The following is an 18945-nucleotide window of genomic DNA, read 5'->3' as shown; positions in this document are numbered from 1 at the left end:
TTCTTTTAAATACTAATAGTAAAAGTCTATGACAAAACAGAAGAAATTTTTGACCTGTGATGGTAACCAGGCTGCTGCTCATATTTCATATATGTTCAGTGAAGTAGCCGCTATCTACCCCATCACTCCGTCGTCTACAATGGCAGAATATGTAGACGAATGGGCTGCCGCCGGACGTAAGAATATTTTCGGCGAAACGGTTTTGGTACAGGAAATGCAATCAGAAGGTGGTGCTGCGGGTGCAGTTCACGGTTCTTTGCAGGCTGGTGCCCTGACTTCAACTTACACGGCTTCTCAGGGATTGTTGCTGATGATCCCTAACATGTACAAGATTGCCGGTGAGTTGCTTCCTTGCGTATTCCATGTATCTGCCCGTACACTGGCATCTCATGCCTTGTGTATCTTCGGCGATCATCAGGATGTTATGTCTGCTCGTCAGACTGGTTTCGCAATGTTGGCAGAAGGTTCTGTTCAGGAAGTTATGGACTTGGCGGGTGTAGCTCACCTGGCAACTATCAAGTCTCGCGTTCCTTTCGTGAACTTCTTCGACGGTTTCCGTACATCTCACGAAATCCAGAAGATCGAAGCTCTGGAAAATGATGACCTGGCTCCGCTGATCGACCAGAAGGCGTTGGCTGAATTCCGTGCACGTGCTTTGAATCCGGAAAAACCGGAAGCTCGCGGTATGGCTGAAAACCCGGATCACTTCTTCCAGCACAGAGAATCTTCAAACAAATACTATGAAGCAGTTCCTGCTATCGTAGAAGAATATATGAATGAAATCTCCAAACTCACAGGCCGTAAATATGGTTTGTTCGATTACTACGGAGCAGAAGATGCAGAACGCGTGATTATCGCAATGGGTTCTGTAACCGAAGCTGCCCGTGAAGCTATCGACCACCTGACAGCTCAGGGTGAAAAAGTAGGTTTGGTTTCTGTTCATTTGTATCGTCCGTTCTCTGCTAAGCACTTCCTGGCAGCTGTTCCTAAGACTGCAAAACGTATCGCAGTTCTTGACAGAACAAAAGAACCGGGTGCAACTGGCGAACCTTTGTATCTGGATGTAAAAGACTGTTTCTACGGACAGGCTGACGCTCCGGTTATCGTGGGTGGCCGTTATGGTCTGGGTTCTAAAGATACTACTCCGGCACAGATTCTTGCCGTTTACGAAAATCTGGCATTGCCGATGCCGAAGAATCAGTTCACACTGGGTATCGTAGACGATGTTACATTCACTTCTCTTCCTCAGAAAGAAGAAATCGCTTTGGGCGGCGAAGGTATGTTCGAAGCTAAGTTCTACGGATTAGGTGCTGATGGTACGGTGGGTGCTAACAAGAACTCTGTAAAGATTATTGGTGACAATACAGACAAATATTGCCAGGCATACTTCTCTTACGACTCTAAGAAGTCCGGTGGTTTCACTTGTTCTCACCTGCGTTTCGGTGATCATCCGATTCGTTCTACTTATTTGGTAAATACTCCGAACTTCGTTGCTTGTCACGTTCAGGCTTATCTGCGTATGTACGATGTTACTCGCGGTTTGCGTGAAAACGGTACATTCCTGCTGAACACTGTATGGAATGGCGAAGAGTTGGCTAAACACCTGCCGAACAAGGTAAAACGTTATTTCGCTCAGAAAAATATTACTGTTTACTATATCAATGCAACACAGATTGCTTTGGAAATTGGTTTGGGTAACCGTACCAACACAATTCTTCAGTCCGCATTCTTCCGTATCACAGGTGTAATTCCTGTTGATCTGGCTATCGAACAGATGAAGAAATTCATCGTGAAGTCTTACGGAAAGAAGGGTGAAGATGTAGTTAACAAGAACTATGCTGCTGTCGATCGTGGTGGCGAATATACTCAACTGACAGTTGATCCGGACTGGGCTAACCTGCCGGACGATGAAGTTGTAGCAAACAACGATCCTGCTTTCATCAACGAAGTAGTTCGTCCTATCAATGCTCAGGATGGTGACTTGCTGAAAGTTTCTGCATTCGAAGGTATCGAAGACGGTACATGGCATCAGGGAACAGCTAAATATGAAAAACGTGGTGTAGCCGCTTTCGTTCCTGTTTGGGAATCGGATAACTGTATCCAGTGTAACAAGTGTGCATATGTTTGTCCTCACGCTTCTATCCGTCCGTTCGTGTTGGATGCTGCTGAACAGGCTGCAGCTCCGTTCAATAACTCATTGAAAGCAACAGGTAAACAATTCGAAGGAATGCAGTTCCGTATTCAGGTAGACGTTCTTGACTGTCTGGGTTGTGGTAACTGTGCCGATGTTTGTCCGGGTAATCCGAAGAAGGGTGGTAAAGCGCTTAAGATGGCTGCTTTGGAAACTCAATTGGATGAAGCTCCGAACTGGGATTTCTGTGCTGAAAAGGTGACAACAAAACAACATTTGGTTGACATCAAGGCTAACGTGAAGAACTCTCAGTTTGCAACTCCGTTGTTTGAGTTCTCCGGTGCTTGCTCCGGTTGTGGTGAAACTCCGTACGTGAAGTTGGTAACTCAGCTGTTCGGTGACCGTGAAATGGTAGCTAACGCAACAGGTTGTTCTTCTATCTATTCAGGTTCAGTACCTTCTACTCCTTATACAACAAATGATAAGGGTCAGGGTCCGGCTTGGGCTAACTCATTGTTCGAAGACTTCTGCGAATTCGGTCTGGGTATGGAATTGGCTAACGAAAAGATGCGTGCACGCCTGACAAATGCGATGAACGAAATTATCGCTGCCGACAATGCTCCTGCTGAAGCTAAGGAAGTTCTGAAGGCTTGGGTTGAAAATCAGAATGATGCCGATAAGACAAAAGAACTGGCTCCTCAGGTATTGGCTATTGCTGAAGAAGGTATCACTCACGGCTGTCCACTTAGCGCACAGATCAAGGAGCTTTCTCACTTCCTGGTAAAACGTTCACAGTGGATTATCGGTGGTGACGGTGCTTCTTACGATATCGGTTACGGTGGTCTTGACCATGTAATTGCTTCAGGTAAGAACGTTAACATCCTGGTATTGGATACTGAAGTTTATTCAAATACGGGAGGCCAGTCTTCTAAAGCTACTCCGGTAGGTGCAATCGCTAAGTTTGCTGCTTCCGGTAAGAGAATCCGCAAGAAAGACCTGGGTCTGATGGCTACAACTTACGGTTATGTTTATGTTGCTCAGATCGCAATGGGTGCCGACCAGGCTCAGACATTGAAAGCGATCCGCGAAGCTGAAGCTTATGATGGTCCTTCATTGATCATTGCTTATGCTCCTTGTATCAACCACGGTTTGAAGAAGGGTATGGGTAAGAGCCAGCAGGAAGAAGCTGATGCAGTAGCATGTGGTTACTGGCATTTGTGGCGTTACAACCCGGCTTTGGAAGAAGAAGGCAAGAATCCGTTCTCTTTGGATAGCAAAGAACCGGATTGGAGTAAATTCCAGGACTTCCTGAAGGGTGAAGTACGTTTCGCATCTCTGACAAAACAATTCCCGGCCGAAGCCGCTCAATTGTTCCAGGCTGCCGAAGACAACGCTAAGTGGAGACTTAACAACTACAAGCGTTTGGCTAAACAGCAGTGGGGTGTTGAAGAATAATTGATTATTTGATCATCTAAATAGTAAAACGGAATCTTCGAAAGAGGGTTCCGTTTTTTTGTATAAGCCAAATAAATCGTACCTTTAGCGAAACTAAACAAACAAGCAAATGGCGAAAAATAAAAACAAGCAGAATCAGTTTCAGTTACTCTCTCCTGAAAAGTATATTCGTTTGAAAGCTAGGAATTTACCGATAGAGGTGTGTTATGTTTCCGATGACTGGAAAGATGAAAGAGGGGCTGTAGCGGAAGTGATCGTAGTTCGTCGTCATGCCGGTGGAAATTATACATTCGGAGTTTACGTCGTAGATACGTTGTGTCTGGGAGTGAAACATTCTGTATATAGGTTTAATGTACCACCGGATGAGTATGACGATTTTGTTGAAAGAACGGCAACTGATTGCGGTATTAAAATCAGTTATAATGAAGCTCATAATTTTATTTATGGGGCTATAGCGTTTGCCGAAGAGTTCGGGATCAAACCGGATAAGAGTTTTGCCTTGACGCAATATATACTGGAAGAGGATACGGAAGAGATTCCTTTGATTGAATATAAATATGGGAGAGGTGGCCGCCCTCACCTGGTTGCCGAAACTTCTCTTGAGGCAAGTAAATATATCCCTATACTGGAAGAATCCACAGGCGGCGATTTCGGTCTTGAGATATTGGAAGATTGTGATGTGTTTGATGATGATGAATTCGACGACGAATTCGATGATGACGAATTTGATGATGAATATGACGATGAGGATAATAAGACAATGTAAGAATATTACAATAATAATATAGAGGGAATTGGTTCAGTTTTTATCAGATTTGAATGTTACTTTTCTCTTGATAGAAAAGTAACCAAAAGATCAAGGCTCAACCGGCTTCACTGCTCCGGTGAAAGACTCCACTCGAAAATCCGAAACTCGCTCCGCTCAAACAACGGATTTTCTTAACCGTTCCGTCTTTCATCTCCGCGGACGTTCACCCGCTTAGGCCTTTCCCAGGAAGCTATGCTTCCTCTTAGGATGGCCGATACCGACACCTATATAATAATAACAGATCCTTTCTTTTTCAACAGTCGGTATCGGCCATCCCAGGAGAACGCAAAGCGTTCTATGAAAGGCCTCAGCTGATGAGCGTTAAGCGAAGCATCCGCAGAGAGCGTCCAGAGGCTGTGCTGTTTGAGCGCAGCGAGTTCACAGACGACAGCGAACGGAGGATGCGCAGTAGCGAGGCAGGTGCAGCCTTGATCTTTTGCCTACTTTTCCATCAAGGGAAAAGTAGGTTCAATTATTTCTAAAATTGAATCTGTGCATTCAAAAACGGGAATTGTGCCTGGTGCCAATATGGATAAATAGGGGTGACCTGGCTGGCATTATCCAGTCTTTTTACCTGTTCCGGTGTCAGGTTCCAGCCGACAGCCTCCAGATTCTGTTTTAATTGTTCTTCTGTGCTGGCCCCGATTATCAGGCTGGAAACAGTTGGGCGTTGCAGTAACCAATTCAGCGCACATTGTGCTACCGAATGTCCTGTCTCTTCTGCTATTTCATCCAATACATCCATTATATTATATAAACGTTCGTAGGAAGTAGCTTCATCGGGGATAGGACTTCCGCCGCGAGCCACACGTCCGTCGGCCGGTATCGGATTGTTGCGCCGGTATCTTCCGCCCAGACGTCCTGCTGAAAGAGGACTCCAGATGATGGAACCTACCTTCTGATCGATTCCGAGCGGCATTAATTCCCATTCAAACTCCCTGTTGAGCAAAGAATAATGAACCTGCTGTGCCACATAACGACTCCAGCCATAGCGTTCGGAGACAGACAAAGCCTTCATCAGATGCCATCCGGAGAAATTAGAGCAAGCGATATACCGTATTTTTCCGGCAGTGATCAGATCATCCAGAGCACGAAGCGTTTCTTCTACCGGCGTATTGGCGTCAAATCCATGCATATGATAAATATCAATATGATCGGTATTCAGCCGTTTCAGGCTGGCTTCGCAGGCCTCGATGAGGTGGAAGCGGGAAGAACCCATAGCGTTGCGTCCTTCCGGATTCAGGTTGAATGTGGCTTTGGTCGATATCAACAGTTTATTTCTCAGTCCTTCAACAGCTTTCCCCAATATCGTTTCAGAAAGTCCGTCTGAATATGCGTCAGCGGTGTCGAACAGGTTTACACCCGCATCGAGACAAAGGTTTATCATGCGTCTGGCTTCGTCCACTTGGGTATGTCCCCATCCTTCGAAACCGTTTGTACCTCCAAAAGTAGCAGTCCCTAAACAAAGCACGGGTACATAAAGTCCCGATCCTCCTAATTGTCTGTATTCCATAGCTTACCTATTAAATTGTTATTAAGATCTTACTTACAAAGGTATATAAAAATCCGCATGTGTTTATTTATTCTTATCTTTGTATCAAATTTAGGTTATTAGAAAAAGTATGGTTAAGGCAATTTTCTTCGATATAGACGGGACGTTGGTCAGTTTTAAGACACATGAAGTACCCCGCTCTACCATTGACGCATTGGATATCTTACGGAAGAAAGGTATTAAAGTTTTTATAGCAACAGGTCGTCATTACAGTTCCATCAACAATCTGGGAGATTTAAAATTTGACGGATATGTTACACTGAACGGTGGATATTGTTTTGCCGGAGAAGACAAAGTGATCTATAAACACAGCATTCCCGACAGGGATATCGATGCATTGATCCGCTATTTGGAAACTGAAGAGTCTTTCCCCTGTGCTTTTGTCCAGGAAAAAGAAATCTTTATGAATTATAAGGATGAAACGGTGGAAGAAATCTTTAATATGCTGAATTTTCCGGAGCCGCCTATCCGTCCTCTGAGTGAAATGAAGGGAAAGACGGTCTACCAGTTAGTCTCATTTTTTACTGCCGAACAGGAGAAAAAGATCATGTCTATCTTATCCCATTGCGAATCCACTCGCTGGAATCCGTTGTTTACCGATGTGGTACCTGCCGGGAGCAGCAAGCGGATCGGTATTGATAAAATGCTGGAATACTTTAAGATACCATTAAAAGAATGTATGGCTTTCGGTGATGGCGGTAATGATATAGCCATGCTTCAGCATGCCGGGATCGGGGTTGCTATGGGGAATGCTGACGACGACGTAAAACAATATGCGGATTATGTAACCGATTCCGTCGATGAGGACGGGATATTCAAAGCCTTGAAATTCCACAACATTATTTGAACCAGTGTTGTTATTTATATAGCTAGTATTATTATTAAAAGAAAGACAGACTCATGATAGACGAATTACTTGAATACAACCGGGGATTTGTAGATAAGAAAGGATATGAAAAGTTTATAACGAATAAGTATCCCGATAAAAAGATTGCCATCGTATCCTGTATGGATACTCGTCTGATAGAATTGCTTCCTGCCGCATTGGGCATAAAGAATGGCGACGTGAAAATCATAAAGAATGCCGGTGCAATCATTTCACATCCGTTCGGCAGTGTGATACGCAGTCTGATGGTCGCTATTTATGAACTGGGAGTGGTCGAGATCATGATCATTGGTCATTCTGATTGCGGTGCCCAGCATATGGACAGCGACGAGATGATCGAAGCAATGAAGAAACGGGGTATTCCCGCTGAGCGAATCGATATGATCCGTTACTGCGGAATCGATTTTAAATACTGGCTTCGTGGGTTTGACTCGACAGAATGCTCAGTAAAAGATACAGTCGAACAAGTTCGCAACCACCCGTTGATTCCTACCGATATTACGGTTAGAGGCTTTGTAATTAATTCAGTTACAGGTGAATTGACCGAAGTGGAGTAGGGGGGGTATCTTCTGAAAATCTATTTCTATAGATTAAATAAATGTAAAGATAGAAATAATTTATATGTTTTATAGCATAGTTTTGGAAAAAGTGCTTATCTTTGCACTGTAAACAAAAAGAAAAGATTAAGGTTTAGGTTAATTATTAACGAGTCTTCCAAGCGTGGAAGACATAAAAAAGTAAAGATTATGATGACAAGTAGAAATGAAGAAAATCTTCGTACTTTAGCGATGTTGCGTTATCAGGCTGATCGTTATCAGTCAATGAGAAATGGTACAATGAGTCAGCGAGTAAATGCTGAAATCCGTCGCCTGTTGGAAGAAATGGGCGCTAACGCAAAAAATTAAACAAAAAGAAAGTATATTATTTTGATGTATTCTCTTCACCAGGGTCTTTTATAAGACTGGTGAGAGATCGAGAGATGGGCATTCGACGCTGACAGAACAGCGAAGATTAGCCTTTTTTTATTTTCTATCCCTTACAATTCTTCAATTTATCTTCTATCTTTGTGCGCGGAACAAATCTATAAAACACAATCATACAATGAAAAGAACAGGTTTATTTGTAGCATCCGTCATGCTATCTACCACCCTTTGGGCACAGTCGCCTGTAGAAAAAGGACTGAACACTATCAATAAGGAAAACGCGGAAGCCTATATCGGTTTCTTGGCCAGTGACGAACTGGAAGGGCGTGAAGCCGGTTTCCAGGGAGGACGGATTGCTGCCGAGTATATCGTCTCCAACCTGAAGACAATGGGCATCGCTCCCTTGAATGAGTCTTATTACCAACCTTTCGAGGCTTATAATAAGGAACGCCAGAAGAGGGGACGTTTCCAGGTGCATCCTGATTCGATCGCCCAACTGAAGCAAGGCGTACATCAGAAGTTATCCATGCGCAATATCCTGGGAAAGATAGAAGGGAAGAATCCGAATGAATATGTTATCATCGGAGCACACTACGACCACCTGGGTTTCGATCCGATGCTGGACGGTGATCAGATCTATAACGGGGCAGATGATAATGCTTCGGGCGTATCGGCTGTCCTTCAGGTTGCAAAAGCATTTCTGGCTTCCGGTGAGCAACCGCAACGTACGGTTATTTTTGCTTTCTGGGACGGTGAAGAAAAAGGATTGCTGGGTTCTGAATATTTTGTGCAGAACTGTCCGTTCCTGAAAGATATAAAGGGATATTTGAATTATGATATGATCGGCCGCAATTCGAACGAAGCGGTTCCCGAGCAGGTCGATTATTTCTATACGGAAGCAAACAAGGCTTTCGGTGACTGGCTGAAGAATGATATCAAGAAATATGACCTGAACCTGAAACCTGTTTATCACCCCTGGGACAAGCCGGTAGGAGGGAGTGACAACGGCTCTTTTGCCAAACGTGGTATTCCCATTATCTGGTATCACACCAACGGTCATCCGGACTACCATATGCCGGGCGACCATACGGAAAAGCTGAATTGGAATAAGGTAGTCGATATCACGAAAGCCTCTTTCCTGAATATGTGGAATCTGGCGAATGAGAAGAAATATTAATCATAAATAGAAATAGAAAATGAAGTCGATGTATGTAGCTCTGTGTTGGGCTGTGATGATGATTATCGGTTTGGTAGCCTGTAGTGATGATGTGGGAAAGACGATACCTGCTTATACGGAAGCAGAGAAACTGTGGATCGCTCAGAACCAGGCATATTTCCAGGAAAAGAAGGCGATAGTGGAAGATGATGGTCAATTGTTGTATCAACAGTTAGTTGTGGAGGATGATACTTTGTTGTATCGCATATTGGAAATCGGCGAGGTTGACTCTGTTCCGACGATAAAATCAGATGTGAAAGTTTCGATGTTAGGCATATTGCCTGTTTCTAAAGATCAGATTGTTGGGGATAGCAAAGGGAATCCGGTGGAAACTACCTTGGATTTGGATAGTCCCGATCTGATCAAAGGACTTTCTGCTCTTTTGCTGCAAACTCATAAAGGGGAGAGGCTGGAAGCAATTATCCCATACCAGTTAGGTTATGGAGATCAGAGTTATCCTTATCCGTATATTCCTTTGTGCTCGACGTTGCAATTTACTATTACAGTGAAAGAGTTTAAGTAATTTCTTGTTTGGGCGGCGTTTGCGACGAATATCACCTAGATTTTAGTACATCCGGCGTCATATTTCGGAGAGGCATTTTAATAAGTTGTACCATAGGTGTTTGGGGGGTGACGTCATGATAGGAGGATGGCGTCACCTCGTTGTTTTATCAGATTTCGATTACATGGTAGTAATTGCCTGTTTTTGTATGTTTTTTGATTACATTATTCTTTAGCAGCAGTCGTCCGAACAGAGCCATGTTGCGGATACCGGATTTTATCTTGCTCCGTTGTTCGATCCGTCTCAATATTTCGGCGGCAGGGAGCAGTTCGCCTTGTTCTCCTGTCTCTGGCAAGCGGAAATATTGGAAGAAAAGTTGCTCTTCAACCGGAATCTGTTGGAACTGGTGGTTGTTCCGGATGATCGCAGTTTCTTCTTCGGAGGTGAACCAATAGCGTTCGTTGTTACGTAGTGCGGCGGCAGCTTGGGCATACAATTGCTTATGGTTTAACCCGATAGCATGGTTGATGTTACCGGTCAGTTCGATGCAGATGAAACGCCGGCTTCCTGTCGGGTCGTTCAACAAATCGGCATTGTTGGAGGTCGCAACGAAAGATGCATACCTTTTCAGCGGCTGGATACTGCGTTTATAAGGCTGGCGGGCATTAATGACCGGTTTCTGGAGGATATGTTTCAGGAATGCCTGATGGGAAGGCGATACCGAATCGAACTCATCAATATTGATCAAGGCAAAACGGTTCAGTAACAATTCTGCATCACGTTTATTGCTGAAATCGATACTGTCGGTGTAATATTCCAGTAATTCGGGCGGAAGCAGATTCCGGCACCAAGTGGACTTGCCACATCCTTGCCTGCCGATCAAAAGAGGGGAGACACTGTTGGCATGCATCCGGTCCAGCCCGTTCCAATGGGCCACCATGCTCAGGAACCAGCGGTAGAACTGGTTTCTCCATTCCGGATTGTTGCAGGGCAATGTATCGGCCAGCCGGCGGATATGGTCTATCCCGTCCCAGTCTGGCAACTCCAGCATATATTCCTCGATAGGCGAATAATGCATCACACGGTTGGAATAGATATAACGTTTCACGTCCCTGTCCCATAGCGGAATACCTTCTTCCTGCGCATTCAGACTGATACTGTTGAGGACCTGTTCGTTAACAGGAAAGAAATTGAAATAGTACGATTTGCGTTCGCGGTATTCCGCATCTCCCTTCATATTATTATATCTGAATTCATACCGGCGTTTCATAAATTCGTCGGCTTGAAAAGCGAGTACCTGCTCCGGCCGGATACACGGTTTTCGACCGAAACCGGAGGACAGGCGGTAGACATTGTGTACGGTTGTCCGTATCTCCGCTTCAAAAATCCGGAAATGGGTATGTACCGGCAACCATTTGACCACCTCTTCTTCCGGGATACCACTGCGGAAGCAGTTCTCGGCAAGGCAAGTAAGGAAAGGCTTGATATCTTCATCCTCTTTTCGATAACCGGTCGCATCCATAGCTTGCCGTAATGAATTTTCGAAAAGTAACGAAACGATCCGGCTTCGTTCATAACCGGGAACGAGGCGTTGTAGCGGGTCTGTCACGGCTGGTGACGGTGCAGAAACCGGTAGCTTTTCCGGCATCTCCCAAGGTTGTTCGATCCGGACAGGCAGGGCGTCCGGATTGTAGTAAATATCCGGATCGAATGAAAGTCGGCAGGCTGCATCCAATTCATTTTCTTCAACAGTGATCTGTTGTTGCAACTCTTCTCGGTAATAGGCTGCAGCCCTGTCATAGGCCCGGGCATGAAAAAAACGAATAAGCGTATCGTTCTGTGGGACAGTATGATCCGGCAATGTGAAAGGAATGATAATTTTTACGCTCTTTCCGCTTGATCCGATAAAAGCTGCCATCGTCTGTAATGATCCGGCTGCTTGCCGGCGGACATTTTTTGCCTCGTTGCGGTTGGCGAGATTGTTTATTTTGAGCAAGACCAATCCGTTATATTGGTTTCTGACAAACGTTCCATCCTGTTTTTTTACGGTAGAACAGAAGTAGACGACCGGTAACCGGTTCGCCTCTTTTACCGAAACCCCGGGAATGGTGTAGCGCAATTCTTCGCGCAGGGCTGCCACTTGCTTTTCCTTGTAACCGTCACGGATCAGTCCGATCAGTTTTTCCATCTCGATTGTCTTTTGTGCTTTCTGATTTGCACTGAATAAAGTTGCTTTCATTTGTCTTCTTTTTTAATTGATTTTTTCCAAAGGTAAGTACCTGAATGCCGGTTTACAGCATGTAAAGACCGATCATTATCAGGAAGGCTACAACTATTTCATCTATTGAAAATAAAGAAGATAATAATTGTTTATCCACTTATATTTTATATCTTTAGTCGTATATTCTTAACCTTTCGACCTGGGTGAACCTTATAGTTGACCTAGGTCAAATTGAAGTTCGACCTGGGGCGAATATATGGTTGACCTGGGTCAAATACTTACTAAGTCCAGTCTTTAGTCATAAAAGTCTATAGGCCGGATGATAAAAACACACTGGTATGACAGCAATTTACAAGATGGAGCAGAATCCGCCTAAAAAGGGTTCAGGTAAGAAAGTCGTATTGCATCCCCGCATAGTTCCCCGGGATACAGTGAGTACCGATCGTTTAATAGAGGAAGCGTCTTCGCGTTCCACTTATACTGATGGCGACCTGAAAGGGGCGGTCCGTCTGCTCTCCGACATGCTGAAAGAGAAACTACGCGATGGATATAATGTTTATCTCGACGGAATCGGCTATTTCAGTGTATCGTTGAAATCGCGTCCGGTAGAAGACAAGAAGGAGTTGCGTAGTGAATCCGTTCATTTCAAGAATGTGAATTTCCGTTGTTGTGCCAGACTGAAGCATGAACTGAAAACAATGTCGGTGGAACGTTATAAGGAGCCAAAAGTAACTGATTTTTCACAGGAAGAAAAAGAAAGCCGGTTGTTGCGGTATCTGGAGCGACATGCATATATTACAACCCTGGCTTATCAGGGGTTGAACGGTTGTACCCAATATCTGGCACGCAAAGAGCTCAAACAATTTGTGGCCGATGGCATACTGGTGGAAGACGGGACGCGAAGAATGTGCATTTATGTGAAGCGTCCGGAACCGGCGGAATTGCCGGATAGCCTGGTGGTGGATTCGAATATTGGGAAGGTATGTAGGTGACGCCGTTTCGAATAAGCGGCGTCAACCGGTTCCTCTTTGTTAATCAATGCGGCATAGTGCATTGGTGATGTGTGAAGCTGTTTTTATGGAAAAAGAAATCAAGGTTGTAATCCTAAACAATAGTTTAACAACATAAGCACTTTCGATACATCTTTCATCTGAATATCTTCTTGTTTGATATAAGCCTCGATTTTATCTTTATGGTTAGGATAAAGTTTTATCAATTGTTTAATTGATTTTATCTTTACCGATTTATTATCTATTTTTATATAATATGTATTGTCGTTTTTCCGTCGATAGACATCCGTACTACCTATTTTCTGTGAAGCATAGGGTGTGTACATTTCCGTTCCGTTCAATCCCAAATCGCTCATTTGTAGATTATGAACGCTTCCTTGGGTTACAGATCCTAAAGCTCCTTTTGAACCGATATTTACATCTTTCAATAACCAATCTATATAAACTATTCCGTTATCCAAGTGTACAACTTCGTGAAACCCTTTTGTGGCAGGGACTAATTTACGTCTGCCAACTGTTATCGTGTCAATCAAGGCCGTATTAGTTATTTCCATCATATCCTCTTCTTGTTGAAAAAGCATTATTTTATTTGATGCGTCATAATTAAGAGTAACAAATGAGATCGCTTTATTGCGGAACGCTATTTGTGCCTTCATAAAATCATCAAATAGGAAAATCCGTTTAAATTGTTGTGCCGAAAGTGGTAATATTGAACCCAAACATAAACAAATCAAGAGTATATGTGTTTTCATATTGAGATATTAAAAATAAAAAGGAAGTGTGTCAGATATGGAAACAAAATCGTTTTGACACACTTCCTTTGATGTTTATTGGTAAATATTATTTACGGCCGCTACCCCATTCTGGAGCATTTTTATCAGGCCACAAACGTTCTGTTGCAAGAACGGAGTTATACATACCTGAAGAGGTAACTGTTAACCCTTGTGCTGCATAAGCAGCTTTTTTCACATCTGCGGCAAGATCATCATCTGTGATAGCACCTGTTGGGAAACGACGCGGAATGCTAGAAGCCGGAACATTTGCATAACTCTTACGTGGTAAAATTGTCGAGTTGTAGCTCGGATAGCCGGAACGACGAGCAGTAACATACACTTCGTTCGGATATAACGTAAAATGAATTAGTTCCTGCAAGTAGATCTTTTCCAATTTTTCGGCAGCAGTACCAGTAAATGCGTATTTATCATTGCTCATCATGGTTGCAATTTCACCGTCTTTCAGATCAATAGAACCTTCGTTAGAATCATAACCGAAACATCCCTGTACATTGCTGTAATAAGCTACTTGGTTATCTTTTGCCAATTCATTATAAGATTGAACAGAGAAAGCAAGTGCTTTGTCATAATAAGTCTTTGCTTGTGATTCTTGATTATTCAACATAGCAAACTCTGCCAAATAAAGGTTCACTTCCGCAGCACTTAGATACATGCCATACCAAGGACGGTTCTGTGTTGTAAATGTATAAGAATCATCAGGCAATGTTGCAGCTTCTACTTGTGAAGCGGATGTGTAAGTTCGACCATTGATCATCATGCGGTTCAATATAGAATAGGCTGTATAACTGGTCGGATTGTTACCTTCTTTATTATGCAGATACAGTTCTTTGTCAGCTTCGGGATAAGTAGCAGGGAAATACCACCTGTATTTACCGGTATTGTCATTACCTGCTAACCAGTCTTCGGTTATACCGTAATAACGCACCCATGGTTCACCTAGGCCACCCCATTTCACAAACTTCTTCTTACCGTCAGCTCCGACCTCAGAAACAACATTCTTTTCTATGAAATCAGGAATTTTCAAACCTGCATCATAATACCCCTGTACAATTTTAGAGTTCCAATTGTTTTTCTGATAGAAAAAGCGAACGCGCGGATCCTGGTTTTCAACCAAGAAGTTGATAACTGTTTCTGTTCCGGCACAACCTGTAAACCCGTTACTCCAGTGGTAAATATAATCATCTACACTACCTGTCAAAGCAACAGCTCCTTTATTGAATCTCACGTCTTCGTCTAATGCATCAATATAACCACATGATGCATTTACTACAGCTGAAGCAACCTGTTTAGCTTTGTTTTCGTTTTGAGCCAATAAGCGAACAGCGATACGCAATTTTAAAGAATTGGCAAATTTCGCCCATTTATTTGTATCACCTTTATAAACAACATCCTGACTGGATTGCATAATTGCCGATGCGGATGTCAGTGTTGTAATAGAGGCATCCAGTTCGTTCAACCACAAATCATAGAGCGATTCGACATCATCATAAGCCGGAATCAATGTTCCTCCATAGGCCGCAGAACAGGCTTCTACGTAAGGAATAGAGCCATACATATCGGTTGCGAAGATACCAAGATAGATACTCATCACATTAGCGGCTGCCAGATAAGCGGCGTTGGTTGTACGTCCTGCTTCATCCAACATTTCCATTTCATGTTCCATGGCACGGATCACACGTAGTACATTAATATATTGTCGACTTTGTTCGCCATCAATAGTCAATGTCAAAATATTGTCAGAAGCACCGGAAGTTGATAAGCCCATACCGGCCCATGCATATTTCATCGGGGCATTATAATAATATTCCAAATATCCTTGCGGTTCAAATTTGTTGATGACATCAGCAAACAGGTAGGATATTCGCGCCGTTACAACTGCTGAAGGGTCTTGATTTATTTCTGAAAAATCTTCACGACACCCAGTCGTTGTTGTTATAACGGAAGTAAAGGCAAGTGCTGCCAAAAGAGATTTATATGATTTCATAAATATCAATTTTTCCTATTATTTAGAATGTAGCATTAATTGTTAACATATAGCTAGCTGTATACGGACTTACAGAACGAATAAGGAACTGTCCGGATTGAGTACCACGGAGTGATTCCGGATTGAAGTTATTCGGTAGGGAGTTTAATAAATAACCCAAATTACGTCCTGTCAATGTCAGATTGATACCTGCTGCGCCGATCTTATTCGCTATACTGTTTGGCATACGATAGTTTAAAGATACTTCACGTAAAGCGATATAATTCAGCTCATGGAACCAATCGTTGTTTTTCCATACGGCTGCACGTCCCCATGAATTGTTCCAATAATTCCAAGAAGAAGCATGTTGTGGGTCAACAATACCACGGTTTACCAAATCAGCATACAATTCACCACCTTCTGCAATTGTATAAGATCCGTTCGGAGTGTCAATCGTTTTTCCACCTGGCATGATTGCATTCGGAATAATACCATCATCGTAAGTTAAGCCATCCCAAATTGAAGTATAAGTAATACCTCCATGCTCGGCATCTGTTCCATTCAGAGAATTTTTCAAATAACCATAAGCAGTACCATAGTGAGAACCATAAATTGCCACCATACCACCAAAACGCATATCGAAAGAAGCACGTAATGTCCAGTTCTTATATCTTAAACTTGTGTTTACAGAACCTAAGAAGTTCGGTTGGATTTTACCGACAGTTTTCACTTCTCCAGAACGAGAATAGTAAACAGAATGACGACTGTTATAAGATGCTAATTCAAGAATTGGCAATCCTGTCTTTTCATCGTAGAAAGGAGTCGCATCAGATTTCAACAAACCATATTCGCCTCCCACTTCAGCAACAGACGCGATACGGAAGTTACCATAAGCGGCATCACCGACCAATGTGATATAATTGGCTACATTTTCATGTAGTTCAACAATCTTAGAATTATTTTTTGTATAAGTAAAATTCAAATCCCAAGTCCAATCCTTATTTTCAAACGGAGTTGTATTTAATGAGATTTCCACACCTTGGTTTTGGATATTACCCGCATTAATCAACTGCTTAGACAATCCTGATTCAGAAGGAACACTGATAGACATGATTTGATTTTTGGTATTTTCCTTATAATAAGTCAAATCTACGCCGATACGATTGTTCAGCACACGCCAATCAAGACCCAACTCCCAAGAGTTTTTACGTTCTGGTTTCAAATTATTGGAATAAGATGTTGACGGAACTGTCAAACCGTATGTATTGTCGATGCCATATAATGAGTAAGCAGAGTTGATAGTATAAGCATCCGTATCATTACCTACTTGTGCCCATGATCCACGCACTTTAGCAAATGATATCCATTCCGGCAATTTATCACGGAATGTTTCATGTATTAACCAAGAAGCAGATACAGACGGATAAAAATATGAATAGTTACCATGCTTGTCTGCATAAACCAAAGATGAAGACCAGTCGTTACGTCCAGTTACATCTAAGAATACTTGATCTTTCCAGCTGAAAGCAAGCTGACCAGCTACAGATAAAATTGTTTTTTCACCGGAAATATTGCCTGAAGTGCCAATGGTATTCTTTGAGTTCCCGATAAAGAATTGACCAGGGATAACCAATCCTCCGTTGGTGTTCAACTGTAATTCTTGTTGATAGTTGTGATAATATTCACCACGAATGAAACCGCTGATATTAAAATCGCTTACCTCTTTATTCCAAGAGAAGTTTGCATTTAAATTGGTTTGTTCTTTGGTGTATTGTCCCAATTTGTAGTAACCGCCTTCATTCGCGTAACCACTACCTAATTCCTTGGATTCGTTACGTTTATAGTAGTAATTGTAATTACCTTCAGCTGTAAACTTCAACCAACTGTTTAAATCGGCTGTTAATTTTAGGCTGGGACGTACTGATGTTTCTTTTTGGGTATACTCATTCTCATAGATACTCCACCAAATATTTTTACCTGGAGCATTACCGTATTCATCATTGTAATCAGTACTAGCCAAACCTCCATGAGAACCTTTATAGCGAGTTCTCCAATAACGGGTATCATACATACGACTGAAAGTTCCATCAATAAAATACTCCCCAAGGTTTGTATTACCACCCTGCTTGGGTGTTGAATTAGCGAAAGAGATGCCGGCTTCAATCTCTACATCTTTTGTGATCTTATGAGTCGCTTTGCCTAAGAAGGAAATACGTTTGAATGAGTTGTTGGGCGTATTACCATCGGCATGTTTATAAGATAACGACGTATAAAATGATGAATTATCATTCGAACCTTGAACAGATATGTTTGTATTGGAATTGAAACCATTATCGTATGAATCTGTAAAGTTGTTCTTATACGGAGAATAATTAACCGTCGAATAGTCATAGAATTCAATCGGTTGACCATCAAATTTAGGACCATAAGATACACCGCCACCCCATGCAACGGAACGGTCTCCATTACTATTCAAATAGAATGAGTTTGTGTCCTGCATATTACCGGATGATTTGTAATTATTGTATCCGGACATGTAACCGTCTCCTCGTACGTTCTGAAAATCAGGTCCTCCATATACATGGTCAATACCAAACGTCTGTGAGAAGTTGATGCCAAGACCTTTTTTACTTTTACCGCTCTTTGTTGTAATAACGACTGCACCGTTCAAACCACGTGAACCATATAGTGCTGTAGCAGCAGCACCTTTTAATACGGAAACAGATTCAAAATCATCAGGGTTCAAGTTTTTTAGTTCATTACCCCAGTCTGTATCACTAGCGCTCCAGTCGGCATCACCATTCTTAACTGCATTATCAAGAATAACACCGTCTACAACATAAATTGGTTGGTTGTTGGAGCCTAGTGTTGAAGCACCACGAATTTGAATTTTACTAGAACCGAAGAGACCACCATCTGAACCTGAGATTTCCACACCTGCTACTTTACCTTGTAAAGCAGCGACTGGGTTTATGACATTAGCGTTTAATTCGTCACTTTTAATCTCAGTTACGGCATATCCCAAAGCTTTCGTTGCACGTTTCATGCCTAATGCAGTTACAACTACTTCGTTCAATTTTTGTGTGTCCTCTGTTAATTTGATTTGTAAAGAGGCTTGCCCTGTGTACTGGATTTCCTGAGTTGCGTACCCAATAAAAGATATCTGGATGATATCTCCATTCTTTACACCCTCCAACGTGAATTTACCGTCCATATCGGTAATATTACCGTTGGTTGTTCCTTTTACAACTACGGATGCTCCGGCTACGGGGCCGAAATCATCCTCAACTGTTCCTGTGATTTTCCCACTTTGCTGAGAAAATTTCACTTCTGGCTTAACTGTTTCTGTCTCAGCATATGTTTTTGGAAAACATAATACTCCAGCAAACAAAATTAAGCTAACCGGTCTGAATTTCTTTAACATAATTGATGGTTTTTTAATACACTAGTGCTATTTGGCGTAAAAAGCACTTTTGAACTCTTT

The 18945-nt window shown here is 42.5% G+C and carries 13 protein-coding genes; 8 read left to right on the top strand and 5 right to left on the bottom strand.

Annotated elements, in window-relative coordinates:
* Positions 1-28: 28 nt before the first annotated feature.
* Positions 29-3586, top strand: coding sequence for a pyruvate:ferredoxin (flavodoxin) oxidoreductase (gene nifJ / locus HMPREF1535_RS21455; RefSeq protein ID WP_046147415.1), 3558 nt, complete (start codon positions 29-31; stop codon positions 3584-3586).
* Between the two features lie 109 nt (positions 3587-3695).
* Positions 3696-4352 (top strand): hypothetical protein, encoded by a 657-nt coding sequence (locus HMPREF1535_RS21450; protein WP_046147414.1) that lies wholly within the window; start codon positions 3696-3698, stop codon positions 4350-4352.
* Between the two features lie 520 nt (positions 4353-4872).
* On the opposite strand, the gene HMPREF1535_RS21445 is transcribed toward HMPREF1535_RS21450, so the two are convergent.
* Positions 4873-5907, bottom strand: a complete 1035-nt coding sequence (locus HMPREF1535_RS21445; RefSeq protein WP_010802669.1) for an aldo/keto reductase — start codon at positions 5905-5907, stop codon at positions 4873-4875.
* Positions 5908-6016: 109 nt separating this feature from the next.
* Between HMPREF1535_RS21445 and HMPREF1535_RS21440 the strand changes: the two genes are divergently transcribed.
* From HMPREF1535_RS21440 to HMPREF1535_RS21425, 5 genes are all read left to right on the top strand, one after another.
* Positions 6017-6793: a Cof-type HAD-IIB family hydrolase gene (locus tag HMPREF1535_RS21440; RefSeq protein WP_007658306.1), complete on the top strand. Its 777-nt coding sequence runs from the start codon at positions 6017-6019 to the stop codon at positions 6791-6793.
* A 53-nt stretch (positions 6794-6846) separates the two neighbouring features.
* On the top strand, positions 6847-7389 hold the full coding sequence (locus HMPREF1535_RS21435) for a beta-class carbonic anhydrase (RefSeq protein ID WP_007658305.1): 543 nt from the start codon (positions 6847-6849) through the stop codon (positions 7387-7389).
* Positions 7390-7578: 189 nt separating this feature from the next.
* Complete coding sequence (locus HMPREF1535_RS26030; protein ID WP_007658304.1) at positions 7579-7737, top strand: hypothetical protein; 159 nt, start codon at positions 7579-7581, stop codon at positions 7735-7737.
* Between the two features lie 196 nt (positions 7738-7933).
* The gene (locus tag HMPREF1535_RS21430) at positions 7934-8932 is read left to right on the top strand and encodes a M28 family metallopeptidase (RefSeq protein WP_046147413.1); all 999 of its coding nucleotides are present in this window, start codon (positions 7934-7936) and stop codon (positions 8930-8932) included.
* A 19-nt stretch (positions 8933-8951) separates the two neighbouring features.
* Positions 8952-9494 carry an FKBP-type peptidyl-prolyl cis-trans isomerase gene (locus HMPREF1535_RS21425; RefSeq protein ID WP_046147412.1) on the top strand — a complete coding sequence of 181 codons (543 nt, stop codon included), beginning with the start codon at positions 8952-8954 and terminating at the stop codon, positions 9492-9494.
* A gap of 148 nt (positions 9495-9642) precedes the next feature.
* On the opposite strand, the gene HMPREF1535_RS21420 is transcribed toward HMPREF1535_RS21425, so the two are convergent.
* Positions 9643-11712 carry a VapE domain-containing protein gene (locus HMPREF1535_RS21420; RefSeq protein WP_046147411.1) on the bottom strand — a complete coding sequence of 690 codons (2070 nt, stop codon included), beginning with the start codon at positions 11710-11712 and terminating at the stop codon, positions 9643-9645.
* 320 nt (positions 11713-12032) lie between these two features.
* Here HMPREF1535_RS21420 and HMPREF1535_RS21415 point away from each other — a divergent pair, with 320 nt between their 5' ends.
* Positions 12033-12686 (top strand): HU family DNA-binding protein, encoded by a 654-nt coding sequence (locus HMPREF1535_RS21415; protein ID WP_046147410.1) that lies wholly within the window; start codon positions 12033-12035, stop codon positions 12684-12686.
* Positions 12687-12784: 98 nt separating this feature from the next.
* Here HMPREF1535_RS21415 and HMPREF1535_RS21410 read toward each other — a convergent pair whose 3' ends face one another.
* The 3 genes from HMPREF1535_RS21410 to HMPREF1535_RS21400 form a co-directional block, all read right to left on the bottom strand.
* The gene (locus tag HMPREF1535_RS21410; protein ID WP_242507809.1) at positions 12785-13456 is read right to left on the bottom strand and encodes a hypothetical protein; all 672 of its coding nucleotides are present in this window, start codon (positions 13454-13456) and stop codon (positions 12785-12787) included.
* A gap of 88 nt (positions 13457-13544) precedes the next feature.
* Positions 13545-15482 carry a SusD/RagB family nutrient-binding outer membrane lipoprotein gene (locus tag HMPREF1535_RS21405; RefSeq protein ID WP_046147409.1) on the bottom strand — a complete coding sequence of 646 codons (1938 nt, stop codon included), beginning with the start codon at positions 15480-15482 and terminating at the stop codon, positions 13545-13547.
* Between the two features lie 22 nt (positions 15483-15504).
* A complete protein-coding gene (locus tag HMPREF1535_RS21400; protein WP_046147408.1) occupies positions 15505-18885 on the bottom strand; it encodes a SusC/RagA family TonB-linked outer membrane protein in 3381 nt (1126 codons plus the stop codon).
* Positions 18886-18945 lie beyond the last annotated feature (60 nt).

It is taken from the genome of Parabacteroides goldsteinii DSM 19448 = WAL 12034, assembly GCF_000969835.1.
Taxonomy (GTDB): domain Bacteria; phylum Bacteroidota; class Bacteroidia; order Bacteroidales; family Tannerellaceae; genus Parabacteroides; species Parabacteroides goldsteinii.
The sequence above is the reverse complement of the archived record's forward strand: the minus strand, read 5'-3'. Positions and strand labels throughout refer to the sequence as shown.

Excerpts from the sequence above, each read along its gene's own strand:
- nifJ (WP_046147415.1), top strand. The coding sequence starts at position 29 with ATGACAAAACAGAAGAAATTTTTGACCTGTGATGGTAACCAGGCTGCT.
- HMPREF1535_RS21450 (WP_046147414.1), top strand. The coding sequence starts at position 3,696 with ATGGCGAAAAATAAAAACAAGCAGAATCAGTTTCAGTTACTCTCTCCT.
- HMPREF1535_RS21445 (WP_010802669.1), bottom strand. The coding sequence starts at position 5,907 with ATGGAATACAGACAATTAGGAGGATCGGGACTTTATGTACCCGTGCTT.
- HMPREF1535_RS21440 (WP_007658306.1), top strand. The coding sequence starts at position 6,017 with ATGGTTAAGGCAATTTTCTTCGATATAGACGGGACGTTGGTCAGTTTT.
- HMPREF1535_RS21435 (WP_007658305.1), top strand. The coding sequence starts at position 6,847 with ATGATAGACGAATTACTTGAATACAACCGGGGATTTGTAGATAAGAAA.
- HMPREF1535_RS26030 (WP_007658304.1), top strand. The coding sequence starts at position 7,579 with ATGATGACAAGTAGAAATGAAGAAAATCTTCGTACTTTAGCGATGTTG.
- HMPREF1535_RS21430 (WP_046147413.1), top strand. The coding sequence starts at position 7,934 with ATGAAAAGAACAGGTTTATTTGTAGCATCCGTCATGCTATCTACCACC.
- HMPREF1535_RS21425 (WP_046147412.1), top strand. The coding sequence starts at position 8,952 with ATGAAGTCGATGTATGTAGCTCTGTGTTGGGCTGTGATGATGATTATC.
- HMPREF1535_RS21420 (WP_046147411.1), bottom strand. The coding sequence starts at position 11,712 with ATGAAAGCAACTTTATTCAGTGCAAATCAGAAAGCACAAAAGACAATC.
- HMPREF1535_RS21415 (WP_046147410.1), top strand. The coding sequence starts at position 12,033 with ATGACAGCAATTTACAAGATGGAGCAGAATCCGCCTAAAAAGGGTTCA.
- HMPREF1535_RS21410 (WP_242507809.1), bottom strand. The coding sequence starts at position 13,456 with ATGAAAACACATATACTCTTGATTTGTTTATGTTTGGGTTCAATATTA.
- HMPREF1535_RS21405 (WP_046147409.1), bottom strand. The coding sequence starts at position 15,482 with ATGAAATCATATAAATCTCTTTTGGCAGCACTTGCCTTTACTTCCGTT.
- HMPREF1535_RS21400 (WP_046147408.1), bottom strand. The coding sequence starts at position 18,885 with ATGTTAAAGAAATTCAGACCGGTTAGCTTAATTTTGTTTGCTGGAGTA.